Consider the following 24503-nt stretch of genomic DNA (forward strand, 5'->3'; position numbering starts at 1 on the left):
ATCCAGGCAAGGGCGAAAATCACAGCCCGCACGGCGAAAGCTGCTGCGGGCATTGTGCGCCGGATTGCATTATCAATCTAAAATCCAGGTCGCGGTATCGTTAGTGCGACAAGCTTTACTGGCGCCCCCAACGGCCACACAGACCTGTTTGCTGTTGCGGCGAGGACGCGGGCGATCGCTGCGAATGGTCGCGTCATAACGGCTACTCTCTACGCCCGCTTTCGGCGGAATATAGCCAATTAACTGGCCGTTAGGCTCATCGGCCACCGCCAGCCAGCTGTGTTCAACGCGGCCCAGCACTTCAAACGGTTTGGCGTTATCAAGATAGCGCACTACCTTGCCACCAAAATCAGGCGTGGTCATCACGGATGCCGCATAGAGCGCGCGATAGCTCTCATTGACCGGCGTGAATTCGCCAGGTGCTGCCACCGCATGACGATGAACCAGTTGGACGCCATTCACTTCACTGGTTACCAGCGTGTCATCAGTGACGGGTGGCGGTGGCGCTTTACACGCAGCCAAACTTAACACCGCCAGCAACACAAGCACGAGACTCTTATTCACCATGATCCTCAAATTTCATCAGATTAGCTGCAGAGTAATCTGCGGCACGAGCCTTTAAGGCAGGCAGATTAGGCAGCGAGAAAGCCATCAAAAAAACAGTCAGATTACAGAAAGATAGTGCTGAACTAAGTCTACCTAAGACTTTTGAGAATTCAAACCATTGCACCATGAGAAATCCCATGCTAGCGGGCGAAAAAGCAGCGCAGGCCGATGATATAAAACACATAGTCACGGTGATAGATAAGCTTAGTTAATTTATTTGTCGCAGTTAGCGATGCGCGGATGCGCAACGACATTTGGTCACTGTTAGTGCCAAACGAAAATGGTAAATAAGATTAATCTATTTATGATAAGTAAAAAAGATTGCCCAACGAAACAATTTTCGTAATTTCGGAATTTCCGGGCTCAATTCTGCCACTTTTACCCGCAGCACGGCATGGCTTTTGCTTAATTCTCGGTTTACTCCGCTAAACCGCTGGAGAAAACAATGAATCGGGCTTTGAACTATCTGCGTGCCAGCCGTGCCAGCGAAATAGCCAGTTTGCAACGGCTGTTGCGAACCGGCGAACAGATTACCGCCATCAGTGAATTGATCCATGTGCTGCAGCGTGAACGTGGAGCCAGCAATATCTGGCTGTGCTCAGCTGGTCAATTGTTTGGCGAAGAGTTGGCACAGCGCGCGGCCGAGGTTGAATTGCGTGAGCAGAGTGCGATGGCGGTGCTGCCAGAAGCAGAGGCGCAACCCGGCTATAGCCGATTTTGCATGTTGATCGCGACTGCGCTTCAGGCGCTGGACGGACTACCGGCGCTGCGTCAGCAAGTACACAGCCGCACCGTGACGCAGGCGCAGGCGATGGAGGCGTTTAATCACATCATCTGCACCTTACTGAATCTGGTCTTTGAAGCGGCGGACACCGCCAGTGAGCCGGACATCTCGCGTGCATTAATCGCGCTATTTAGCTTTATGCAAGGCAAAGAGCTGGCCGGACAGGAGCGCGCCACCGGATCGGCGGGCTTCGCTGCCGGTGCATTTACCGAGACGCAACGGCAGCGCATCCAAGTGCTAATCGCTGCGCAGGAGCAAAGCTTTGCGACCTTCAGCCAATTTTGTGATGCGGAAAATCTGCAACGCTGGCAGGCGATAGCCGATGCCAGCAGCCAGATTGAGCGGCTAAGACGCATCGCCTGCACCGGCGCACAGTGCGGTGAAAATGGCGTGTTGCAGTGGTTTAGTCTGCTCAGCTCGCGTCTCGATCAGATGAAACAGATCGAAGATACGCTGTGCGCGACGCTGATGCACCGCTGTCAGTGTGCGATTGCGGCTGCCCAGCACAGCGAACATCCGCCGATTGCCATCGGAGAAGAGGCCAGTTTTTCGCTCTATGTCGCGGGTGCCAGCTGGTTGTCAGGCGCTGAAACCACGCTGGACAGCAATGGCCTTGCGCCCCAACTCGGGCGTTCGGTGCTGGCGTTGATCCGTGAGCAGTCGCAGCGTCTGCAGACGCAGGCTGATGAACTCGCCTCGATGCGCGCTTCACTGGATGAACGCAAAATTATCGATCAGGCGAAAAGCTGGTTGATGCAGCAGCACGGTTTCAGCGAGCAGGATGCGTGGCAGGCGCTGCGTAAAAGCGCCATGAACCAGAACAAACGGGTGCTGGAAATTGCCCAGGCAGTGCTGGCGGTTGCCGCCACGCTCAGGGCATAACCCGAAGGAGGTAGCTGCACAAACCCTGTGCGTAGGGTGCGTCAGCGCAGTGCAAAAATGACGCACCCTCCGCGCATTTGTAGCGCCAGGCTTGATAAAACGGCCTGATATTTTTGGCACAGGCTTTGCATTACCTTACAGACATTGCGCATTTGTTTCGCCAACGGCGGTGAAGCGAGTGCTTTGGATAAAGGCGTCCGGCCCCATGTTTTTGCGACATGCGGGAGGACGCCTTTTTTTATTCTTTTTTTTTAGGGATGCGCATGATGAGCAAAACGCGGTTCACGGTGTCACGACGTCAATTTCTCCTGGGCAGCGCGGTGGTCGGTGGCAGCTATTTACTGCCGGGATTACGCAATGCGGTGTGGGCTGCCGGTTCCGATGCGCCCGAAAAGAGCAACATTCGCGTCGGCTTTATTCCGCTCACCGACTGCGCGCCTGTGGTGATGGCCTCAGTAAAAGGCTTCGATAAAAAATATGGCCTGACGCTGCAACCGAGTAAAGAAGCCAGCTGGGCGGCAGTGCGCGACAAACTCACCGCTGGTGAGTTGGACGCCGCGCACGCGTTGTACGGCATGATTTATGGTCTGCATTTGGGCATTGCCGGGCCTCAGCATGAGATGGCTAACCTGATGACGCTCAACAACAACGGGCAGGCCATCACACTGGCGAATCAGCTTAAAGATCAGAAAGTCACCGATGCGGCCGGCCTGCAAAAGTTAATCGCCAGTCAAGCGAAAGGCAGCTTGACCTTCGCGCATACCTTCCCAACCAGTACGCACGCCATGTGGCTCTATTACTGGCTGGCCAACGCTGGAATCGACCCGTTTGAGGATGTGCGCACCGTGGTGGTCCCGCCACCGCAAATGGTGATGAACATGAAGATGGGCAACATGAGTGGCTTCTGCGTTGGCGAGCCGTGGAATCAGCGCGCCATCAGCGACAACATCGGTTTTACCGCCGCGACCACGCAGCAAATCTGGCCGGATCATCCGGAAAAAATTCTCGCCACGCGCGCCGCCTGGGTACAAGAGAACCCGAATACCGCCCGCGCGCTGACCGCCGCCGTGCTGGACGCCGCGCGCTGGATCGATGCCTCCGACGCTAACCGCAAAGAGACCGCGCAGGTGCTGGCCGGGCGCGCGTGGATCAACACCAAAGTGGAAACGCTGGAAGGGCGCATGCTCGGTCAGTACGAAAACGGGCTCGGTCAGCGCTGGCAGGACGCGCACGCTATGCGCTTTTTCCGCGACGGTGAAGTGAGCTTCCCGTGGATTTCTGACGGCATGTGGTTCCTGACGCAGATGAAGCGCTGGGGCATGGTGCAAACCGCGCCTGATTACGCAGCAGTGGCACGTCAGATCAACCGAATTGATATCTACAAACAGGCCGCCAGCGCGGTGGGCGGCATCAGCGTCCCAGCCGGCGAGATGCGCAGCAGCACGCTGTTCGACGGCAAGGTGTGGGACGGCAGCAATCCCGCCGCTTATGCCGACAGTTTTGCCCTTAAACGCAGTTAAGTGAGGTCATGATGAAATCTGAAGCACGCACGCTAGATGCCGCGCCGATCGCCGCGCAACCCGCGCAGGTGATTGCGCTCAAGGTGACGCCCGCACCGCGTCGAAGTCAACGCTGGCTCCGTCCTCTGCTGCAGCGGCTAATCCCCGCCAGTTGTGGCCTGATTTTGCTGCTGTTTATCTGGCAACTGGCCTCAATGTCGAGCAAAGGCTTCCCCACGCCGTACGCCACCTGGCAAGCCGCCGTCACGCTGTTTGCCGATCCGTTTTACAACAACGGGCCTAACGATCAGGGCATCGGCTGGAACGTGGTCGCTTCGCTGCAGCGGGTGGCAATCGGCTTTAGTCTGGCGGCACTGGTGGGCGTTCCCGCCGGATTCCTGATTGGCCGTTTTACCTTTATCGCGCACATGCTCAACCCGATCATCGCGTTGCTGCGTCCGGTCAGTCCGCTTGCCTGGTTACCGATTGGCCTGCTGCTGTTCCAGCGCGCTGAACCGGCCTCAAGCTGGACCATTTTCATCTGCTCCATCTGGCCGATGGTGATCAACACCGCCGAAGGCGTACAGCGAATTCCGCAGGATTATCTCAATGTGGCGCGCGTGCTGCGGCTCAATGAGTGGACAGTGATGCGCCGCATTCTGTTCCCGGCGGTGCTGCCCGCGGTGTTAACCGGCATGCGTTTGTCGATGGGCATCGCGTGGTTGGTGATTGTCGCTGCGGAAATGCTCACTGGTGGGCTCGGTATCGGTTTCTGGATCTGGAACGAGTGGAACAACCTCAATGTGGAAAACATCCTGATCGCCATCGTGGTGATCGGCGTGGTCGGGTTACTGCTCGAACAGGCGCTGATGCTACTGGCACGCCGCTTTAGCTGGGATAAATAAGGAGCCGATGATGAACCCAATTATTCGCGTACAGCAGGTCAGCCAGCGCTTCAATACCGCAGGCGGCGAGTTCCTCGCCCTCGATAACGTCAGTTTTGATATCCATGAAGGTGAAACCCTCAGCCTGATTGGTCACTCCGGCTGCGGAAAGTCCACGCTTCTCAATCTGATCGCCGGGCTAACACAGCCGAGTAGCGGCGTGTTGCTGTGTGACAACCGCGAAATCAGCGGTCCCGGTCCAGAGCGTGCGGTGGTGTTCCAGAACCATTCGTTGTTGCCGTGGCTGACCGCCTACCAAAACGTGGAGCTGGCGGTGCAGCAAGTGTTCAAAGGAAAGATGAGCAAAAGTGAGATGAGCGAGTGGATCGAACACAACCTCAATCGCGTGCAGATGAGTCACGCGCTGCATAAGCGTCCGTCGGAGATCTCCGGCGGCATGAAGCAGCGTGTCGGTATTGCGCGGGCGCTGGCCATGCAGCCGCGTGTGCTGCTGCTGGATGAACCGTTCGGCGCGCTGGATGCACTGACGCGCGCTCATCTGCAAGACAGCGTGATGCGCATCCAGCAGGAGCTCAACACCACCGTCGTGCTGATTACGCACGATGTCGATGAGGCGGTGTTGCTGTCAGATCGCGTGCTGATGATGACCAACGGCCCCGCCGCGCAGGTCGGTGACATCCTCAACATCGACCTGCCGCGTCCACGTTCACGGGTAGCGCTGGCCGACGAGCCGCGTTATCACCAGCTGCGCCAACGGATTCTGCATTTCCTGTATGAAAAGCAAACGGCTGTGGCGTAAGGGGACAACCATGGTGCAGCGACTGGTAGTGATCGGTAACGGCATGGCGGCGATGCGCATGGTGGAAACCTTGCTGCAACGTGCGCCGGGTCGCTACGCCATCACGGTGATTGGCCGTGAGCCGCACGGCAATTACAACCGGGTGCTGCTGTCGCCGGTGCTGGCGGGCGAAAAAGCCTTTGCTGACACGGTGCTCCACGCGCCCGAATGGTATGCGGCACATCAAGTGCAACTGCTGATGGGTGAAGAGGCGCTGCAGGTGGATATCCCTGCGCGCACAGTACAAACCGACCAGCGCAGACTGCACTGGGACAAGCTGGTGTTCGCCTGCGGTTCGAGGCCGCGCATGCCGGAAATGCCCGGCATCCATCGCCCACAGGTGCAGGGTTTTCGCACGGTGCGAGACGTGGAAACCATGCTAACGCAGCAAGGTCCGGTGGTGGTGCTGGGCGGAGGATTTATTGGTGTGGAAGCCGCAGCAGCGCTGCGTCAGCGTGGACGTGACGTCACGCTGCTGCATCATCGCCCGTGGCTGCTTGATCGGCAGCTGGATGCCAAAGCGGGTGCGCTTTTGCAGCAGCATCTGACACAGCGCGGTATTCGCTGTCGGCTCGGCGTCTCTTTGCAGGCCATTGACGCGGAAAGCGTCACGCTCAGCGACGGCGCGATTATCGCGGCGGAACAGGTGGTGATCGCCATCGGCGTGCAGCCGGAGATCGCGTTGGCGCAGGCGGCGGGCGTGCCTTGCCAGCGCGGCATTCTGGTTAACCGTCAACTGCAGACCGCACTACCGCATGTGTATGCGCTCGGCGAGTGCTGCGAAATCAGCGGCGAAACCTTTGGCTTGATTGCGCCTTGCCTGGCGCAGGCCGCCGTACTGGCAGCACAACTGGCGGGTGAACCCGTGGCCGACTTTCACTATCAGGAAAACGGTACGCGGCTGAAAGTCAGCGGCATTGAGATGTTCAGTGCGGGCGATATCCGCGAAGGCGACGCCATCAGCAGCTTTGACCCGCTGCACCAGCACTATCGCCGTCTGTTTTTGCGCAATGGCGCACTGCGCGGCGTGCTGCTGTTTGGCGACAGCCAGGCGGCAGGCACGCTGCTACCACAACTTCAACAGGCCGCGCAGGTGGGAATCAACGCGCTGTTCGGTCTTGACGACAACACAACGCAGCCAAGCGCTGCAGGAAGCCAGATGATGAGCAAACCTCTTCTCGCCGTGGTTGGACACGGCATGGTCAGCCACCATTTTCTCGAACAGCTGGTGAGTCGTGAACTGCATCAGCACTATCACATCGTGGTGTACGGCGACGAGCCGCAGATGGCCTACGATCGCGTGCACCTTACCGAATACTTCAACGGCAAAAGTGCGGACGATTTGTCACTGGTCAGCGATGACTTCTTTCAGCAACACGGCATCGAACTGCGCAGCGGTTGTGAAGTGGTGGCGATTGACGGTGCAAAACGCAGCCTGCGTGATGCCAGCGGCGCAGAATTGACCTGGGATAAACTGGTGCTGGCGACCGGCTCGGTGCCGTTTGTACCGCCGGTTCCCGGCCACGATCATGCGCGTTGTTTTGTTTATCGTACGTTGGCCGATCTGGATGCGATTGCTGATTGTGCCCGTGATGCGACGCGCGGGGTGGTGATCGGTGGCGGGCTGCTCGGACTGGAAGCCGCCAACGCATTGAAACAGCTCGGTCTGGAAACCCATGTGGTGGAGTTCGCGCCGCGTCTGATGGCGGTGCAATTGGATGACGGCGGCGCGCAGATGCTGCGCGGCAAAATCAGCGCGCTGGGCGTACAAGTTCATACCAGCAAGCAAACTGAAGCGATTGAAAGCCTGCCGGATGGCAGCCTGCAACTGCGTTTTGCCGATGGCAGCCTGCTGGTAACGGACCTGCTGGTATTTTCTGCGGGTATCCGTCCGCGCGATGCACTGGCCCGCGCCGCTGGACTGCAACTGGGCGAACGCGGCGGCATTCTGATCAACGACGCTTGCGCCACCAGCGCCGCAGATGTCTATGCGATTGGCGAATGTGCGCTGTGGCAAGGGCAAATTTTCGGTTTGGTTGCGCCGGGATATCAAATGGCACGCGTCCTGGCGGCACAGTTGGCACAGGAAGATCAGGCGTTCAGCGGTGCCGACATGAGCACGAAACTGAAACTGCTCGGCGTGGAAGTGGCGTCATTTGGCGATGCGCACGGGCGCACCGCTGACAGCCAAAGTTATCAGTGGATCGATAATCCAAAGGGCATCTACAAAAAACTGGTGGTGTGCAAAGATCGCAAAACGCTGCTTGGCGGCGTGCTGGTGGGCGACAGCGCAGATTACGCTAGTCTGCTGCAGATGATGCTGAATCAGCTACCGCTGCCGGAAGCGCCGGAAAGCCTGATATTGCCGCAGCTGGCGGGAGCACCGGCTAAAGCGCTGGGTGTCGCGGCGTTGCCAGACAGCGCGCAAATCTGCTCGTGCCATAACGTCAGCAAGGCGGACATTTGTGGGGCAGTGCAGGGCGGCTGCGGTGACATGGCGGCGATCAAAAGTTGCACCAAAGCGGCGACCGGCTGCGGTGGGTGCAGCGCATTAGTCAAACAGGTGATGGAGTTCCAGCTCGCCAGTCAGGGCGTGGAAGTGAAGAAGGATATCTGCGAACACTTTGCCTATTCACGTCAGGAGCTGTATCACCTGATACGAGTCGGCAACATCACCACCTTCGAACAGTTATTGCAGCTCAACGGACGCGGACAGGGCTGTGAAGTGTGCAAACCGCTGGTGGGATCACTGCTGGCATCATGCTGGAATGACTACTTACTGAAGCCCGAACATCTGCCGCTGCAGGATACTAACGATCGCTATTTCGCCAACATCCAGAAAGATGGCACCTATTCGGTGGTACCGCGTGTGCCAGCCGGTGAAATTACGCCGCAAGGGTTAATTGCGATTGGTGAAGTAGCAGCCCGTTACGATCTCTACACCAAAATTACCGGCGGTCAGCGCATCGATCTGTTCGGTGCGCGGCTCGATCAGTTACCGGATATCTGGGAACGCCTGATCGCGGCGGGTTTTGAAACCGGTCACGCTTATGGCAAATCGCTGCGCACGGTGAAATCCTGCGTGGGCTCAACCTGGTGCCGCTACGGCGTGCAGGATTCCACCGCCTTCGCCATCGCATTAGAGAATCGCTACAAAGGGCTGCGCGCCCCGCACAAAATCAAAATGGCGGTTTCCGGCTGCACGCGTGAATGCGCCGAAGCGCAGAGCAAGGACATTGGCGTAATCGCCACGGAAAAAGGCTGGAACCTGTATGTCTGCGGCAACGGCGGGATGAAACCGCGCCATGCCGATCTGTTCGCCAGCGATCTCGATGATGAAACCCTGCTGCGCTACGTTGACCGCATTTTGATGTTCTATGTGCGCACCGCCGATCGTCTGCAGCGCACCAGCGTGTGGATGGATAACATGGAAGGCGGACTCGACTATCTGCGTCAGGTGATAATCGAGGATTCACTCGGTATGGCCGCGCAACTGGAGCAGGAGATGCAGCGCGTGGTGGATCGCTATCAGTGCGAATGGCACAGCACGCTGCAGGATCCTTCGCGTCGCGCCTTGTTTACCGCCACCGTCAACAGCGAGCAGCCTGACGAGACGCTCAACTATGTGCAGGTGCGCGGTCAGCGTCAGCCAGCGACAGCACACAGCATTCCGGTCACCACGTTGCCGGCAGAACCCTGGAGTGCCATTTGCCCTGTCGACGCTATCCCGCCGTCTGCGGGTATGGGGGCGCGGCTGGGCGGCCAGCGTGTGGCCTTGTTCCGCTTGGGCGAGGCGATTTATGCGCTGGAAGATATTGAGCCCGGCACGCAAGCCAGCGTGCTGTCGCGCGGCATTCTCGGCGACGTAGCAGGTGAGCCGGTGGTGATATCACCGCTCTACAAGCAGCGCGTGCGGCTGCGCGACGGACAAAGCCTCGATAACGCAGACCATCAACTGCGCTGCTGGCCGGTGCGCGTGGAGGGCGGCAAAGTGTGGCTCGGGCATCAGCCGATTATTGCGCTGGCGGCGGCCTCATGAAAACCACCTGTCCGTACTGCGGCGTTGGCTGTGGCGTGGAGGTGAAAACCCTGGATGCGCCGGTGAGCGGCGACCGCCAGCATCCGGCTAATTTCGGGCGGCTGTGCGTCAAAGGTTCAGCGCTGGGCGAGACCCTGACGCATGACGGTCGTTTGCTCTGGCCGCAGATTGATGGTCAGCGCGTCAGTATCGATGCCGCATTGGACCATGTGGCAGCGGGTTTCCGGCGCATCATCGATCAACATGGCCCGCAGGCGGTGGCCTTTTACGGCTCCGGTCAACTGCTGACGGAGGATTATTACACCGCCAATAAGCTGATGAAGGGCTTTATCGGCGCTGCCAACATCGATACCAATTCACGGCTGTGTATGGCGTCGGCGGTGGTGGGTTACAAACGCGCTTTCGGTGCCGATGCGGTGCCGTGCTGCTATGACGATCTTGAACAGGCTGATGTCGTGGTGTTGGTCGGCTCCAATGCAGCATGGGCGCATCCGGTGGCGTGGCAGCGGCTGGTGCAAGCCAAAGCCGAACGCCCAGAGATGCAGCTGGTGGTGATCGATCCGCGTCGTACGGCCAGCGGTGACCTTGCTGACCTGCATCTGGCGCTGCAACCGGGATCCGATAGCGCGCTGTTTGCCGGGCTGCTGAACTGGCTGGCGCGCAATGCGGGTATTGATACCAGCATGTTGCCACATCTGGCCAATGTGGAGGCGACCTTAGCGGCCTGTGAGGCGTGGGATGTGGCGGCGGTCGCCGCTGCTTGCCAGCTGAGTGAGCATGAGATTGTGGGGTTCTGGCAGCTGTTCGCCGCGCAACCGCGCGTGCTGACGCTGTGGTGCATGGGCATCAATCAGTCACAAACCGGCAGCGATAACAACAACGCCATCCTCAATGCGCATCTGCTGAGCGGCAAAATCGGCCGTGCGGGCTGCGGACCGTTTTCGCTTACCGGACAGCCCAACGCCATGGGCGGCCGTGAAGTGGGCGGCTTAGCCAATCAACTGGCGGCGCACATGGGCTTTAGCGCAGCAGAGGTTGATCGTGTTGCGCGCTTTTGGGGGAGCGATCGTGTTGCGCAGCAGCCGGGACTGACGGCGGTAAATCTGTTCAACGCCATCGAACGCGGCGACGTCAAGGCGGTGTGGATCATGGGTACCAATCCCGCCGTTTCGATGCCGGAAGGTAACCGCGTGGCGCAGGCGCTGGCGAATTGCGAGCTGGTGGTGGTGTCGGAAGTCAGCGCCCACAGCGACACGGCACAGTTTGCTGACGTGCTACTTCCGGCGCAGGCGTGGGGTGAGAAAAACGGCACCGTGACTAACTCGGAGCGGCGTATCTCACGTCAGCGCAGTTTTACCGCGCCAGCCGGTGAGGCCAAAGCAGATTGGTGGCTGCTGGCGCAGGTGGCGCAGCGGCTCGGTTTTGGCGCGGCCTTTGCCTGGCAACATCCATGCGAGATTTTCGCCGAGCATGCCGCGCTGTCCGGTTTTGAGAATCACGGCACGCGCGCCTTTGATATCAGCGCGCTGGCAACCATCACTCGTGAGCAATATGACCAGTTAGCGCCGGTGCAGTGGCCGATCACTGCCGCGTCACCCAACGGCACCGCGCGGCTGTTTGCCGATCGCCGCTTTTACCATGCCGATGGCAAAGCGCGTCTGCTGCCGCCCGCGATGCCGATTAAAACCCTCACGACCAATGATTATCCGCTGCTGATGAACACCGGCCGCATCCGCGATCAGTGGCACACCATGACGCGCACCGGCAACGTGTCGCGCCTGATGCAGCATTACGATGAACCCTTTGTCGCGCTAAACCCGCTGGATGCGGCGGCCCACGGCTTGAGCCACGGCGATGTGACGCGCGTGCAGTCGGTGCTGGGCTGGTACAGCGGACGCGTGACCCTCGACAGCGGCCTGCAGCGTGGGCAACTCTTTGTGCCGATGCACTGGACAAGGCAGTTCAGCGGGCAGGCCAACGTCGATGGATTAGTTGCGGCCACCTGTTGTCCCGATTCCGCTCAGCCAGCGTTGAAACAAACAGTGGTGCGTTTGCAACCCCTGCGTCCGACGTGGCAAGGCTGGCTGTGGCTGCCGGACACCATCACGCCGCCTGCGTTACTCTACTGGTCGCGTGCGCCGCAGCCCGGCGTACAGCGCTATGTGCTGGCGGGCAACGCTCATGCTGGCGAATGGCTGATGCAACTGCCCGGCATGTCCGCATTGCAATGGCAGCAGGCGCAGGCAGGACAGCAATTGCACTGGCTTGGCTGGCGCGAGGACAAGTTGGCATGTGCCTTTTATGCCGCGCCCTGGCTGCCAGAAATCGATCACCCCTTTATCGCGCAGGCCTTCAGCCAGCCGCCCGATTCGCCGCAGCAGCGACATGCGCTGTTAGGTGGACGACCAACGCAGGGTGGCAGCCACGGACGAACCCTTTGCAGCTGCTTTGGCGTCGGAGAAGTGGCGATTCGCCGGGCTATCGCCGAGGGCTGTGATTCCCCGGCGGCGCTTGGCGCGGTGTTGAAATGCGGCACCAACTGCGGCTCCTGTATTCCGGAGCTCAAACAACTGCTCTCATCTCTGCGCGTGGCGCAGTAACGGAAAACATCATGACGCAAGCCAGTGAATCCCTCGACAAGCTGTTTAATCCGCGTGACGGCGAACAAGCGCAAGGTGGCGTCTGGCTGGTTGGGGCCGGGCCGGGGGACGTAGAACTGCTCACCTTAAAAGCATGGCGGCTGATCAACAGCGCCGATGTGGTGGTGTATGACCGGTTGGTGAGTGAGGCGATCATGGCGGAAGTGCCGCCGGAGACGCTGGCGATTGATGTCGGCAAGAAGCCCGGCAGCCACGGTTTGAAGCAGGCGCAAATTAATCAGCTGCTGGTGGATTTAGCCCGCAGCGGGCGGCAAGTGGTGCGGCTCAAAGGTGGCGATCCCTTTATTTTCGGGCGCGGCGGTGAAGAGATGCTCTATCTACAACAGGCGGGAATCACCTGCCAGATCGTGCCGGGTATTACCGCCGCCGCCGGATGCGCGGCAGCCAGCGGCATTCCGCTCACGCACCGTGATTGCGCACAGTCGCTGCGGTTCATTACCGGTCACGGCAAAAGCGGTGAACCGCAGCTGGATGATGCTAGCCTCGCCGCCGACAACCAGACGCTGGTGTTTTATATGGGGCTGAAATGGAGTGCCAGCATCAGCGCACAGCTGCAGGCGCAGGGCCGCAGCGCGCAGACGCCGGTAGCCATTATTGAGAACGGCACGCGCGCCGATCAGCGGGTGATGATCACTACACTGGCTGAGCTGGCACATACCGTTGAGGTGCAACAAGCACAATCACCGGCGTTATTGTTGATTGGTGACGTGGTGCGCTTTTATCGCCATCCGGTCAGCATTAACGCACATTCGAGTAAGGTCGCGGCGCCATTTATGGCGTAATGCACGTCAGTTAAGCATCTTTCGGTCACCATAAATGGCGACCCTACAAAGGATTAGCGCGCTTTTCGTAGGGTGTGCATTCATGCGCACCTGCATACATATGCAAACTAATGCTTAACTGAGCGGCGTTTCGTCATTTATGGCGACTCATCAGCCCACAATTTCACTTATGGCTAAATAAGCTCACATTTCCCCCCTTTAATCCGCGCTTTAGCCTGACGGGGTTTTGGCATTCTATGCTCAGAATTCCTGCCAGCTGAGGTATGTCGTGGCTGAAGAGAGTAACGAGGACAAAACAGAATCGCCCACGCCCCACCGACTTGAAAAAGCGCGTGAAGAGGGGCAGATTCCGCGTTCGCGCGAGCTGACTTCAGTGATGATGCTGTTGATTGGATTGCTGATCCTGTGGATTGGCGGCAACAGCATGGCGGAGCGTCTGGCAAGCATGGTCGCCACCGGTTTTCGTTTTGATCACGGCATGGTCAGCGATGACAAAGTCATCATCGGTCATATCGGCAGCCTGATTAAGCAGGCGGTGATCGCGCTGCTGCCGCTGATGGGTGGCTTAGTGGTGGTGGCAATTGCCGGACCAATGGCGCTGGGCGGCCTTAACTTCAGCGGTAAATCCATCAAGTTCGATCTCAAAAAGCTTAACCCGCTCACCGGTATCGGCCGCATGTTCTCCGGTCAAACCGCCGCTGAGCTGGTGAAATCGATCATGAAAGCGGTGCTGGTGGGCATCGTCGCCGGTTGGTACATCTGGAGCCACTGGCAAGAGATGCTGCGTTTGATGAGCGAATCGCCCATCAACGCGCTGCATCACGGTTTATCAATGATCGCCGCCTGCTGCGGGCTAATTATGCTCGGCCTGTTCCCGATGGTCGGCTTTGACGTGTTCTGGCAGCTTTATAGCTACTTCAAAAAGCTGAAGATGACGCGCCAGGAAATTCGTGACGAACACAAACAGAACGAAGGCGATCCGCACGTCAAAGGGCGCATTCGTCAGGCGATGCGCGCCGCCGCCCGTCGTCGCATGATGGCTGATGTGCCAAAAGCCGATGTCATCGTCACTAACCCAACGCATTACTCGGTGGCGCTGAAGTATCAGGAAGGCAAGATGAGTGCGCCGAAAGTGATTGCCAAAGGCGCCGGCGATATCGCACTGAAGATTCGTGAGCTCGCCAAAGAGCACCGTATCCCGATTCTCGAAGCACCGCCGCTGGCGCGTGCGTTGTACCGACACACAGAAATTGGTCAGTTCATCCCCGGCGCGCTGTATGGCGCGGTGGCAGAAGTGCTGGCCTGGGTTTGGCAGCTGCGACGCTGGAAGCGCGAAGGCGGCCTGATTCCAAACAAACCAAAAAACCTGCCGGTTCCGGCAGACATGGACTTTGCAGGAGAGAACACTAACGATGGCTAATTTAGCCGAGAAGCTGCGTTTACCGGGCAACTTTAAAGACACGCAATGGCAGGTGCTGGCGGGACCGGTACTGATCATGTTGATCCTGTCGATGATGGTGCTGCCGTTACCCGCATTCATTCTTGACCTGCTGTTCACCTTCAACATAGCGCTGTCAATCATGGTGCTGCTGGTGGCGATGTTCACCCAGCGCACGCTGGAGTTCGCCGCATTCCCGACCATTCTGCTGTTCTCGACGCTGCTGCGTCTGGCACTGAACGTCGCCTCAACCCGTATCATTTTGCTGGAAGGCCATACCGGTGCCGATGCCGCCGGACGCGTGGTGGAAGCCTTTGGTCACTTCCTCGTTGGCGGGAACTTCGCCATCGGTATCGTGGTGTTCATCATCCTCGTTATCATCAACTTCATGGTTATCACCAAGGGTGCGGGACGTATCGCTGAAGTCGGCGCGCGTTTTGTGCTGGATGGTATGCCGGGTAAGCAGATGGCGATCGATGCCGACCTCAACGCCGGTTTAATTGGCGAACAGGAAGCCAAGCAACGCCGTACTGAAGTGACGCAGGAAGCCGATTTCTACGGCTCGATGGACGGTGCGAGTAAGTTCGTTCGTGGTGACGCCATCGCCGGTATCCTGATCATGGTGATCAACATCATCGGCGGCCTGTTGGTCGGCGTGGTGCAGCACGGCATGGATCTCGGCCATGCGGGCGAAACCTACACGCTGTTAACCATCGGTGACGGCCTGGTGGCGCAGATCCCGGCGCTGGTGATCTCCACCGCGGCGGGTGTCATCGTGACGCGCGTGGGCACCGATCAGGATGTCGGCGAGCAGATGGTGACCCAGCTGTTCAAGAACCCGCGCGTACTGATGCTGAGTGGCGGCGTGATTGGTTTGCTTGGCCTGGTGCCGGGTATGCCAAACCTGGTGTTCCTGCTGTTTACCGCTGCGCTGCTGGGTTTGGCCTGGTGGTTACGCGGACGCGAAATGCAGCCGAAGAAACCAACCGAAGCCTCAAGCCTGGTGAAAACCCAGGAAACGCCGGCCACCGTGGAAGCGTCGTGGACCGATGTGCAGCTGGAAGATTCACTCGGCATGGAAGTGGGTTATCGCCTGATTCCGATGGTCGATCACCTGCAAAACGGCGAACTGCTGGGGCGTATCCGCAGTATTCGTAAGAAGGTGGCGCAGGAGGTCGGCTTCCTGCCGCCGGTGGTGCATATCCGTGACAACATGGAGCTGCCGCCCGCGCGTTATCGCATCCTGATGAAAGGCGTGGAAATTGGCAGCGGCGATGCCTATCCTGGCCGCTGGATGGCGATCAACCCGGGCACCGCCGCCGGTTCGCTGCCGGGCGAGCCGACCGTCGATCCGGCCTTTGGTCTGGCGGCGATCTGGATCGACAGCGCCCTGAAAGAGCAGGCGCAGATTCAGGGCTTTACCGTGGTTGAAGCCAGTACCGTGGTGGCGACGCACCTCAATCACCTGATTGGGCAATACGCCAGCGAGCTGTTTGGCCGTCAGGAAGCGCAGCAGCTGTTGGATCGCGTCACGCAGGAGATGCCGAAGCTGACCGAAGATCTGGTGCCAGGCGTCATTACCCTGACCACGCTGCACAAAGTGCTGCAAAACCTGCTGACCGAGCGCGTCTCGATTCGCGATATGCGCACCATTATTGAAACCCTGGCGGAACATGCGCCGGTACAGAACGATCCACAAGAGCTGACCAGCGTAGTGCGTGTGGCGCTGGGACGGGCGATTACCCAACAGTGGTTCCCCGGCAATGGCGAAGTGCAGGTGATTGGCCTCGACGCTACGCTGGAACGTCTGCTGCTGCAGGCGCTGCAAGGCGGCGGTGGACTCGAGCCAGGTCTGGCAGATCGCTTACTGGTGCAAGCGCAAGGCGCACTGCAGCAGCAAGAGATGGCGGGCGCGCCGCCGGTGCTGCTGGTCAATCATCCGCTGCGTGCGCTGCTGGCGCGCTTCCTGCGCCGCAACCTGCCGCAGCTGATTGTGCTGTCGAATATGGAGCTGACCGACAACCGTCAAATCCGTATGACCGCCACCATTGGAGGCAAGTAATGCGTCGCTGGTGCTGGGCATTGATGATGTTGCCGATGATGGCGCTGCCGCTCGCTGTCGATGCGGCCAGCGGTGCCTGGAGCGCCAGCGCCAGCGGCCCGAGCATGGGCGTACGCGGTAACTGGCTGATGACGCCAGCGCTGCGCGCGCCCTCCAGCGCGCCGGGTAACATCTCGCTGGTGAACTGGCGTTATCAGCTCAGCCGTCCTGCGCCTTCGGGTTTGCAGGTACGTTTGTGCGCGGGCGATCGTTGTGTCGAGATTGAAGGTGCTAGCGGCAGTACGCGTGGCTTAGCCAACGTGGCGGCGGAGGAGACGCTGCATCTGGCGTTTGGCTTTCAGGGGAAGGGCGCATTGCCGCCGGGCTTGCGCGTGGTGAGCAGTGAAGTGACGGTGAATTACCAGTAACGCTTGTTACATCGGCGGCGCGTCCTGCACCGCCGAATACGTTAATTAAGGCTTATCTCCCTGACCGTAAATCGGTGGTGAAGCCAGTTTTGCATCCTCTCTTAATTCTTTCACCTGCTTCGCATCCACCTTGGCCGCCGCCGGATTACCAAACTGCTGGGTCACAAAGTTACTGACATCCGCCACCTGTTGGTCACTCAGTTCCGGCGCAAAGGCCGGCATAAAGACTTCGCCCTCGGTCATATGGCGATGAACGCCGTTGAGGATCACCGATACCACGTTCAGCGCATCTGCCGCGCCGGTGCTGGTGTGATGGAACAGTGACGGATAGGCATGGAAACCGCTGCCCGATCCCGCACCTTCCGCGCCGTGACAGCTGGCACAGTTACCGGCAAACACGACCGCGCCGGGCTGAGCGTTGCGGGTCGCATCATCGGCACCGCGCAGTGCAATCAACGCGGTGGAAGGTTGTCCCCAACTGTCGCGCGCACGGGTTTGCTGCGCGTCCGGCTGCGGCTTGACGCTGCGCAGATAGGTAGCGATGTCCTGCAGATCACTCTCCGGCAGATATTGCAGGCTGTGCTCAATCGCTTCGGCCATTGGGCCGGAGGCGCTGGCTTTATTGGCGACAAACCCGGTTTTCAGGTAGGTCACCAGCTGTTGCTGGCTCCAGTCACCGATGCCTGCCTGCTTATCCGGCGTGATGTTGTACGCCATCCAGCCGCCGAGATCGCCTCCCGCCAGCGCTTTATCGTTGTCCATGCCCATGGTCAGATTACGCGGCGTATGACAGGTGCCGCAGTGCGCCAGCGCTTCAACCAGATAGCGGCCGTTATTCCACTGCGCGCTCTGCTGTGAATCGTTCTGTAATTCGCCTTTATCGAAGTTAAACCACTTCCAGAAGCGCATGCCCCAGCGCTGGTTGAACGGGAACGGCAGGTCGGTTTGCGGTGAAGCCTGATGCACCGGCGGCATCGACAGCAGATAGGCTTTGATGGCCAGCACATCGTCGCGCTTCATTTTGGTGAAGGAGTCATACGGCATTGCCGGATAGAGCTGCTCGCCGTTTTTGCCAATGCCGTCGCGCACTGCGGCCACGAACTGATCGTCGCTCCAGCTGCCAATACCGTACTGCTTATCGGAGGAGATATTGCTGCCCCAGATCTGGCCAAAAGGCGTACTGACCGCAAAGCCGCCGCCAAACAGCGGGCCGTTGGTAGCGGTGTGACAGGCGGTACAGTCACCGGCGCGCGCCAGATACTCGCCGCGCTTAATCTGGGCGGCATTGTCCGCCGCCTGCGCCATGGCGCACTGCATCAGGACCACCGCGATAGCGGCCTGAATAAATACAGGTTTCATCGGGTGCTCCTTACAAGCTTGCCAGAACGCTGTCGGCCATACGCAGCGCCAGCGCGGTGCCGGTCAGCGTTGAGTTAACCGTCGAGGCCGACGGCATAATGCCGGTACCGGCGATAAACAGGTTCGGGTGATCGTGAGTACGGCAGTGACCGTCCACCACCGAATCCTGCGGATTGCTGCCCATGATCATGGTGCCGGTGATGTGCTGGTTGTTGTCGTAAACGCCGCGCTTGCTGTAAACCGCTTCCGTTCCGCCCATCTCTTGCACCATGCGCTGAAAGTCGATCATCGACTGGTCATAGCCGCGATGCACGTATTCCGGGAAGCGGTAGTAAACCTCGAGACGGGGAATGCCCCAGGCATCCTTTTCGGTTTTGCTCAGCGTGACGCGGTTTTGCGGTTCCGGCAGCATCTCCAGCAGACACTTGAGCTGAACAAAACGCTCGGCCTGGAAGGCCAGTTTGTCGTTAAGCGCCTTGCCGTAATAGCCCTGACGCACCAGACGTTCGGTGAGATAGCGCACCGGCGAGGTGTTGGCGAGGTCGATACGCAGCGCCGAACGCTCGCCACGGAAAGCGCCGTCGCGCATATTGTTGATGCTGCCGGGACGCATCGGTCCACGGCCAAACCACACCGGCTCATCGGCGTAAAACTCCACTGACGATCCTGGATGATCCATCAGGTTGCGGCCCACCATGCCGGAACTGTTGGCGATGCCGTTCGGGTAGCGATCGCTGGTGGAGAGCAGCAGGATTTTCGGGCTTTCGATGCCGTTGGCGGTGAGGACAAACTGTTTACCGGTCACGCGATGGCGCGCTTTGTTCTGATCGAGATAGTGCACCGCCTGAATGATGCCTTTGTCGTCGGCCTCAATGCGAAACACCACCGCGTTGGTAACGATTTTTACGCCGGCATCCAGCGCTTTACGTGCGGCGATACCGCCGTGATACTGCGCGTCAATTGGGCAAACCGGCATGCAGTTATTGTTGCCACAGCAGGCCGGACGACCGTCATAGGCGATGCTGTTACGCGCCTGCGGGCCAATGCCCACCTCATAACCCAGCGGACCGAGTCGCTGCTTCAGGCGATCAAAACCGTACGGCAGCGGAATGCCCGGCAGCGGATAAGGGCGTGAACGCGGCGAAGCCAGATCGCTGTCGCCGGAAACACCCATCTGGTATTCGGCGTCGCAATAATAAGGTTCCAGCTCGTCATAGCTGATCGGCCAGTCGCGGCCAATGCCGTACAGCGACTGAATGCGCATATCGTTCGGCAACAGGCGGAACGCTTGTCCAGCCCAGTGCCATGTGGTGCCGCCGGTGCCGCGCAGATATTGGGCGCGATAGGGATCCGGGCCTTTCTGGATCAGGTAATTGTTATCGCTGGGAATGAATTTCGGCTGCGGTGCCCACGGCTGCGGCGGATAAGGTTCGGTGAAGTCGCCTTTAAACGGCGAGTTGCGGAAATACTCCACCGCCTGATCGCGTTTAATCTCTGGGCCGGACTCCAGCATCAATACCGATGCGCCGGCTTTGGCCATCTTTAACGCTGCCAGTGAACCGGCAATGCCGGCGCCAATCACCACCACATCGGCGCTTAATGAATCAGACATGTGCTCTCCTTGCCGGCGGCTGCGTCCAGAAGTTAGGTTGCCCCGGCGCGTAGCTCGGCGGTAACAGGGAATCGCGCAGCAGCTGATAGCTGACGATATTCTCAAAAGCGATGCATTGCGGGCGCGGCAGCGGGCCAACAACGCCGAGATACCAGCCGGAAACCAGCGCCTGATAAATATCGTTAAGGGTTTTAGGCTGCGTATTCAGCAGCGCCAGCAGGCTGCTGCCGTTGGCGGCGGGTTGCTGTTGCAGCAGCGCGTTGAGGGTATCGAGCTGGCTATCAAGCTGCGGGAAGTGGTCGTGCAGCCAGCTGTAGAGGCGCTGCGCCAGCAGGGCATCCGGCTGGTCCAGTCCGGTTAATCGGGCGGAAATCGCAGTGAAACTGGCAGAAGGCGCGACTGCGGCGGCCAGCGGCGGCGAGGCGAAAGCCCGGCTGCCGGGAAGCGCCTGCGTCAGGACGCCAGCCACCAGCAGGCTCGCCGTGCCGGTCAGCAACCGGCGGCGTGAAAGAGTCATCATGGAAATTCCCGAACGTTATTTCAGCGCCTGAGCGGCAGCCTCTGAAGCCTGGTTATCCAGATCCTGTTTAGGGGTGCTGACGCCGACCGCGCCGACCACTTCATTTTGCAGCGTGAGCGGGAAACCGCCGCCGAGCGCCACAGCGTGCGGGATGGCAAGCACGGTGGTTTCGCCGCTCTGCAGGCGCTGCATAAATTTCAGGGAAGGAGCGTGATACAGCGCCGAGGTGCGCGCTTTGCCAATCGCGGCATCGACACAGCCCGGCGACGCGCCGTCAAGGCGCTGGAAGGCCAGCAGCGTGCCGCTGGCATCAACCACCGCCACGCAGCCGGTGCTGTGCTGGGCGCTGATGCTGTTTTTGACACTGGTGATAACCTGGTTGGTGTGGCTGGCGTCCAGCGCGGCTGCGCTGGCCTGGCCAATACCCGCTGCCAGTAGCAGGGAAAGGGCGACAGATGCTCTAATCTTCATGTTTTGCTTCCGATAGTTATTGTTTTGAAACCTGCTTCTCGTCTCGCTTACGCTACGCCGTTGCAAAAATGTAAACAATTGCCGATAAACAAAACGCATACCTTTAGACGTATAACTCATTGAGGTGGATAGATCTTATCCAGCGTCTCTTGCCAAACGAACGGTGTCAGTTGTTGATAACGCAGGGCACGGGCGTTTAACGCATCCACCAGCCCTTGCTGGGTGGTAACAATCGCTGCGCTCATGGCGGCCGGTACCTTGACGTCCTGCAGCGTTTTCACCACTTCCTGCATCTCTTCAGCGCGTCGCTGGCCGTGCTCCGCCACGCGGCTGATCAGGTAGTGTGGCAGCTGATCGTTCCAGCCCAGCGACGGGAAACTGGCGTGTAGCGAATCGAGCACCGCTTGCTCTACGCCGTACTGGCGCGCCGCGCTCAGGCATTCGGTGGTCAGCGCCTCAAGGCCTTTGATCATCACGCTGCGGCACATTTTAATCGCCGAGGCTTCACCCACTTCGCCACCCAGCAAACGGCTATTGAGGCCCAACTGTTGCAGCAGCGGCTGCACCTGTTCAGCCTGCGCACCGCCAATCAGCAGCGGCGTCGCCAGCCGCTTGGGTGGCACCGGTGCCATTACCGCCACGTCGATATAGCTGGCACCTGCGGCGTTAATCACTTCAGCTGCGGCGCGTTTGGTGTGCGGTGCTACCGAGTTGAGATCGAGAAAATGCTGCCCAGCCTGTAACAGCGCGGCCGCCTGCTGCGCCACGTTGAGGGCCTGCGACGCGGTAACGGTGGAGAACACCAGCGTGGCATCCTGCAGCGCGTCCGCCAGTGAAGCGGCCAATCGCACGCCGCCTTGTTGCGCTTTTTGCTGCAGCGCGGGCAGGGTTTCTGCCGCGAGGGCTTTGCGGTCCCACGCCGTCACCGTGTTGCCCTGCGCCTGTAAGTCCTGGGCGAGAATGCCGCCCGCTTCGCCAAAACCGATGAAGGTGATGTTCATTATTTACTCCTTGCTGAAGGGCCAGACCGCCGCCGGAATCATGACGTCACCGGCAAAAATGGCGCGCGCGGTGCGCAGCAGACCACAGCCCGCCAGCGGGTTATCGCCTTCGCGCTGCAGCAATACGCTGAATTCGCCGCTGGGATGTTCCACGCTCAGACGCTGCTGAGGTTGCTGGCTGGTGCGCGCCAGTCCGTCGGCGACGCTGCCGGGGATCAGGCAGGCGCTGGCAACGCTCACCGCGCCAAGTACACCAATCGAGGCGTGGCAGCGATGCGGAATAAAGGTGCGTGAGCTGATCGCGCCGCCGTGACGCGCTTCGGCCAGCAGCGTGACTTTGGGCACCGTACGCTGGCTGACACCCCCTAAGTTCATCCGCGGCCCGGCCTGTAGGCGAATCGACTCCAGCCGCTGCTTGAGCTCGCTGTCGTTATCCAACCTTTCGCGGCTTTCATAGCCGCTGCAATTGACATCTGCCGCACGGATTAAAATCACCGGCATGCCGTTGTCGATGCAGGTGACATCAATGCCATCAAAACAGTCGCGCACCTGACCGGTCGGCAGCAGCGCGCCACAGCTCGATCCGGCAATGTCTTTGAAGGTGAGGGCGATCTCGCCTGCGCTGCCGGGTACGCCATCAATACTTAAGTCACCGTCATAGTCGACTTCACCGTCGGGCGTGGCGAACGCTGCTTCGGCAATCTGCCCGGTGTTCTGCATGAAAATGCGCACGCGGGTGCGTTGATTGCCTGCCTTTACCAGCCCGCGTTCCACGGCGAAAGGCCCGACGGCGGCGAGGATATTGCCGCAGTTTTGCCCGTAATCAACGCGGGGTTGATCGACGTTGACCTGGGCAAACAGGTAATCGACATCGGCATCGTCCCGGCGTGAAACGCTGACGATCGCCACTTTGCTGGTGAGCGGATCGGCCCCGCCGAGGCCGTCAATCTGGCGGATATCGGGCGATCCCATCACCGCCAGCAGCACCCGATCGCGTGTCACAGGATCTGCGGGCAGCTCCTGCGCCAGAAAGCAGGCGGCTTTGGAGGTGCCGCCGCGCATCAGTAAGCAGGGAATGCGACGCTGGCGCATGGTTTACTCCTCCAGTTGATCGAGCGTGTCGAGATAGCGCAGTCCTTTTTCCGCCAGGCGCGGGCGCATCTGATAGATATCCAGTCCCAGCTCACCGGCCGCTAAACGCAGGCGTTTGCTCTCTTCCAGCTCTTCACGCTGACGCGCGTTGGCTGCCACGCTGGCGGCTTCCTCGCGTGCCACCACCACCACGCCGTCGTCATCGGCGACGATCACATCACCCGGCCAGATCAGCTGCCCGGCACACACCAGCGGCACGTTCACCGAACCGAGCGTCTCTTTGACGGTGCCTTGCGCATACACCGCGCGCGACCAGACGGCAAAGCCCATCTCGCGCAGCGTGCGGCTATCACGCACACCGACATCCGCCACCAGTCCACGCACACCGCGCGCTTGTAGCGAGGTCGCCAGCAGGTCGCCGAAGAAGCCGTCGCTGCACGGCGAGGTTGGCGCAACCACCAGCACATCGCCCGGCTGACAGAGTTCCACCGCGACGTGGAACATCCAGTTATCGCCTGGTGCCACGAGCACGGTGACCGCGCTGCCCGCGATGGCGCAATCCTGTTGAATCGGACGAATAGCGGGATCAAGCAAGCCTTTGCGGCCCTGCGCTTCGTGCACGGTAGCGACGCCAAAGCGCGCCAGCGCGTCGATATCCGCGGTTGCCGTGCGGGGAATGTGGCGCACCGCGACGCCTTTTTTCGCGATGATGCTCATGCCAGATCCTCGGTTACGCGCGGGAAGATGCTCTGATAGCCTTCGCCATAAATGATGTCGCGGCTGGTGGTAATCCCGACGTTGCGCTTGGCCTGCACGCCGCGCTGCTGTGCCACGCGCGTGTAGTATTCCCAAAGATGTTCCTGCCCGGCCATGCACTGAATCGCCTGATATTTTTTGTCCCACACCGAGGTGATATCCAGCAGCACATCCGGCTTCCAGTTGCACTGCTCAGGCTGGTGCGGTTCGAAGCAGTAAACCGGCGGCGCACCGACAATTTTTTCGCCCGGACGGTAGCCTTCGGCCTGGGCGATAATGCGCGCTTCCTGCGCCAGATGCGTGGCCATTGGGTGATCGTAGTTGTAGGGATCCTGCAACGAATGGGTCAGAACAAAATGCGGCAGCACCCGGCGATAGACGTCGGCAAGGCGGAACAGGGTTTCTTTATCGGCACGCAGCGGATAATCGCCGAGGTCAAAAAATTCAATGCTGGCACCGAGAATCTCGGCGGCGGCCTGCGCCTCGCTGCGGCGGGCGGCTTTGACTTTCGCCTCGCTCATCTCTCCTTTGCGCCACAGCTTGGCCGACTCGCCGCGCTCGCCAAACGAGAGGCAGACAACGTGAACGTCATAGCCCTGCGCATGGTGCAGCGCGATGGCACCGCCGGCGCGCCAGACGAAATCCGCTGAGTGAGCGCTGACCACCAGCGCGGTTTTTTTGGGGGTGTTGTTAGTCATGGCATACTCCTCCGCTGTTTTTTTCCATGCTGTCACTGCCAACCTGGCGGCGATAATTCATTTAATTGCAGCAGGTATGCGTTTTATTTATA

At 59.6% G+C, this 24503-nt stretch carries 19 protein-coding genes; 10 read left to right on the forward strand and 9 right to left on the reverse strand.

Going from position 1 to position 24503, the window contains the following annotated elements:
* Window positions 1-72: 72 nt before the first annotated feature.
* Window positions 73-567, reverse strand: a complete 495-nt coding sequence (locus PanJK_RS05265; RefSeq protein ID WP_154156458.1) for an SH3 domain-containing protein — start codon at window positions 565-567, stop codon at window positions 73-75.
* 484 nt (window positions 568-1051) lie between these two features.
* On the opposite strand from PanJK_RS05265, the gene PanJK_RS05270 reads away from it, so the two are divergent.
* The 10 genes from PanJK_RS05270 (at window position 1052) to flhE (ending at window position 16902) form a co-directional block, all read left to right on the forward strand.
* Window positions 1052-2272: a nitrate regulatory protein gene (locus PanJK_RS05270; RefSeq protein ID WP_256696649.1), complete on the forward strand. Its 1221-nt coding sequence runs from the start codon at window positions 1052-1054 to the stop codon at window positions 2270-2272.
* A 263-nt stretch (window positions 2273-2535) separates the two neighbouring features.
* Complete coding sequence (locus PanJK_RS05275; RefSeq protein WP_414858926.1) at window positions 2536-3792, forward strand: CmpA/NrtA family ABC transporter substrate-binding protein; 1257 nt, start codon at window positions 2536-2538, stop codon at window positions 3790-3792.
* Between the two features lie 11 nt (window positions 3793-3803).
* Window positions 3804-4676: a nitrate ABC transporter permease gene (gene ntrB / locus PanJK_RS05280; RefSeq protein ID WP_265297772.1), complete on the forward strand. Its 873-nt coding sequence runs from the start codon at window positions 3804-3806 to the stop codon at window positions 4674-4676.
* A 10-nt stretch (window positions 4677-4686) separates the two neighbouring features.
* Window positions 4687-5475, forward strand: a complete 789-nt coding sequence (locus PanJK_RS05285; protein ID WP_265298554.1) for an ABC transporter ATP-binding protein — start codon at window positions 4687-4689, stop codon at window positions 5473-5475.
* Window positions 5476-5485: 10 nt separating this feature from the next.
* Complete coding sequence (gene nirB, locus PanJK_RS05290) at window positions 5486-9553, forward strand: nitrite reductase large subunit NirB (protein ID WP_265297775.1); 4068 nt, start codon at window positions 5486-5488, stop codon at window positions 9551-9553.
* Window positions 9550-12153 (forward strand): nitrate reductase, encoded by a 2604-nt coding sequence (locus PanJK_RS05295; protein ID WP_265297777.1) that lies wholly within the window; start codon window positions 9550-9552, stop codon window positions 12151-12153. Before nirB ends, PanJK_RS05295 begins: the two co-directional genes overlap by 4 nt.
* An 11-nt stretch (window positions 12154-12164) precedes the next feature.
* A complete protein-coding gene (gene cobA / locus PanJK_RS05300) occupies window positions 12165-12995 on the forward strand; it encodes a uroporphyrinogen-III C-methyltransferase (RefSeq protein WP_256696645.1) in 831 nt (276 codons plus the stop codon).
* A 268-nt stretch (window positions 12996-13263) separates the two neighbouring features.
* Complete coding sequence (gene flhB / locus PanJK_RS05305) at window positions 13264-14415, forward strand: flagellar biosynthesis protein FlhB (protein ID WP_256696644.1); 1152 nt, start codon at window positions 13264-13266, stop codon at window positions 14413-14415.
* Window positions 14408-16495: a flagellar biosynthesis protein FlhA gene (flhA, locus tag PanJK_RS05310; RefSeq protein ID WP_008110540.1), complete on the forward strand. Its 2088-nt coding sequence runs from the start codon at window positions 14408-14410 to the stop codon at window positions 16493-16495. Before flhB ends, flhA begins: the two co-directional genes overlap by 8 nt.
* Window positions 16495-16902, forward strand: a complete 408-nt coding sequence (gene flhE / locus PanJK_RS05315) for a flagellar protein FlhE (protein ID WP_256696643.1) — start codon at window positions 16495-16497, stop codon at window positions 16900-16902. The genes flhA and flhE overlap by 1 nt, the downstream gene beginning before the upstream one ends.
* 45 nt (window positions 16903-16947) lie before the next feature.
* On the opposite strand, the gene PanJK_RS05320 is transcribed toward flhE, so the two are convergent.
* From PanJK_RS05320 to galB, 8 genes are all read right to left on the reverse strand, one after another.
* Window positions 16948-18261, reverse strand: a complete 1314-nt coding sequence (locus PanJK_RS05320) for a c-type cytochrome (protein ID WP_265297784.1) — start codon at window positions 18259-18261, stop codon at window positions 16948-16950.
* A 10-nt stretch (window positions 18262-18271) separates the two neighbouring features.
* On the reverse strand, window positions 18272-19873 hold the full coding sequence (locus tag PanJK_RS05325; RefSeq protein ID WP_265297787.1) for a GMC family oxidoreductase: 1602 nt from the start codon (window positions 19871-19873) through the stop codon (window positions 18272-18274).
* Window positions 19866-20393 carry a sorbitol dehydrogenase family protein gene (locus PanJK_RS05330; RefSeq protein WP_265297791.1) on the reverse strand — a complete coding sequence of 176 codons (528 nt, stop codon included), beginning with the start codon at window positions 20391-20393 and terminating at the stop codon, window positions 19866-19868. The genes PanJK_RS05325 and PanJK_RS05330 overlap by 8 nt, the downstream gene beginning before the upstream one ends.
* A 15-nt stretch (window positions 20394-20408) precedes the next feature.
* Window positions 20409-20864, reverse strand: a complete 456-nt coding sequence (locus tag PanJK_RS05335; protein WP_061718565.1) for a GlcG/HbpS family heme-binding protein — start codon at window positions 20862-20864, stop codon at window positions 20409-20411.
* Window positions 20865-20980: 116 nt separating this feature from the next.
* Window positions 20981-21865 (reverse strand): NAD(P)-dependent oxidoreductase, encoded by an 885-nt coding sequence (locus PanJK_RS05340; protein WP_265297794.1) that lies wholly within the window; start codon window positions 21863-21865, stop codon window positions 20981-20983.
* 3 nt (window positions 21866-21868) lie between these two features.
* The gene (locus tag PanJK_RS05345; RefSeq protein ID WP_265297796.1) at window positions 21869-22957 is read right to left on the reverse strand and encodes a 4-oxalomesaconate tautomerase; all 1089 of its coding nucleotides are present in this window, start codon (window positions 22955-22957) and stop codon (window positions 21869-21871) included.
* Window positions 22958-22960: 3 nt separating this feature from the next.
* Entirely contained in the window at window positions 22961-23674 is a 714-nt protein-coding gene (locus tag PanJK_RS05350; protein WP_265297798.1) for a 4-carboxy-4-hydroxy-2-oxoadipate aldolase/oxaloacetate decarboxylase, read from the reverse strand.
* Complete coding sequence (gene galB / locus PanJK_RS05355; protein ID WP_061718569.1) at window positions 23671-24411, reverse strand: 4-oxalmesaconate hydratase; 741 nt, start codon at window positions 24409-24411, stop codon at window positions 23671-23673. The genes PanJK_RS05350 and galB overlap by 4 nt, the downstream gene beginning before the upstream one ends.
* Window positions 24412-24503: the final 92 nt, after the last annotated feature.

The sequence above is a fragment of the Pantoea sp. JK genome (assembly GCF_026130245.1).
Lineage (GTDB): Bacteria > Pseudomonadota > Gammaproteobacteria > Enterobacterales > Enterobacteriaceae > Pantoea > Pantoea trifolii.

Bases quoted from the DNA above. Each gene is read 5' to 3' on its own strand.
- PanJK_RS05265 (WP_154156458.1), bottom strand. From the start codon at position 567: ATGGTGAATAAGAGTCTCGTGCTTGTGTTGCTGGCGGTGTTAAGTTTG.
- PanJK_RS05270 (WP_256696649.1), top strand. From the start codon at position 1,052: ATGAATCGGGCTTTGAACTATCTGCGTGCCAGCCGTGCCAGCGAAATA.
- PanJK_RS05275 (WP_414858926.1), top strand. From the start codon at position 2,536: ATGATGAGCAAAACGCGGTTCACGGTGTCACGACGTCAATTTCTCCTG.
- ntrB (WP_265297772.1), top strand. From the start codon at position 3,804: ATGAAATCTGAAGCACGCACGCTAGATGCCGCGCCGATCGCCGCGCAA.
- PanJK_RS05285 (WP_265298554.1), top strand. From the start codon at position 4,687: ATGAACCCAATTATTCGCGTACAGCAGGTCAGCCAGCGCTTCAATACC.
- nirB (WP_265297775.1), top strand. From the start codon at position 5,486: ATGGTGCAGCGACTGGTAGTGATCGGTAACGGCATGGCGGCGATGCGC.
- PanJK_RS05295 (WP_265297777.1), top strand. From the start codon at position 9,550: ATGAAAACCACCTGTCCGTACTGCGGCGTTGGCTGTGGCGTGGAGGTG.
- cobA (WP_256696645.1), top strand. From the start codon at position 12,165: ATGACGCAAGCCAGTGAATCCCTCGACAAGCTGTTTAATCCGCGTGAC.
- flhA (WP_008110540.1), top strand. From the start codon at position 14,408: ATGGCTAATTTAGCCGAGAAGCTGCGTTTACCGGGCAACTTTAAAGAC.
- flhE (WP_256696643.1), top strand. From the start codon at position 16,495: ATGCGTCGCTGGTGCTGGGCATTGATGATGTTGCCGATGATGGCGCTG.
- PanJK_RS05320 (WP_265297784.1), bottom strand. From the start codon at position 18,261: ATGAAACCTGTATTTATTCAGGCCGCTATCGCGGTGGTCCTGATGCAG.
- PanJK_RS05325 (WP_265297787.1), bottom strand. From the start codon at position 19,873: ATGTCTGATTCATTAAGCGCCGATGTGGTGGTGATTGGCGCCGGCATT.
- PanJK_RS05330 (WP_265297791.1), bottom strand. From the start codon at position 20,393: ATGATGACTCTTTCACGCCGCCGGTTGCTGACCGGCACGGCGAGCCTG.
- PanJK_RS05335 (WP_061718565.1), bottom strand. From the start codon at position 20,864: ATGAAGATTAGAGCATCTGTCGCCCTTTCCCTGCTACTGGCAGCGGGT.
- PanJK_RS05340 (WP_265297794.1), bottom strand. From the start codon at position 21,865: ATGAACATCACCTTCATCGGTTTTGGCGAAGCGGGCGGCATTCTCGCC.
- PanJK_RS05345 (WP_265297796.1), bottom strand. From the start codon at position 22,957: ATGCGCCAGCGTCGCATTCCCTGCTTACTGATGCGCGGCGGCACCTCC.
- PanJK_RS05350 (WP_265297798.1), bottom strand. From the start codon at position 23,674: ATGAGCATCATCGCGAAAAAAGGCGTCGCGGTGCGCCACATTCCCCGC.
- galB (WP_061718569.1), bottom strand. From the start codon at position 24,411: ATGACTAACAACACCCCCAAAAAAACCGCGCTGGTGGTCAGCGCTCAC.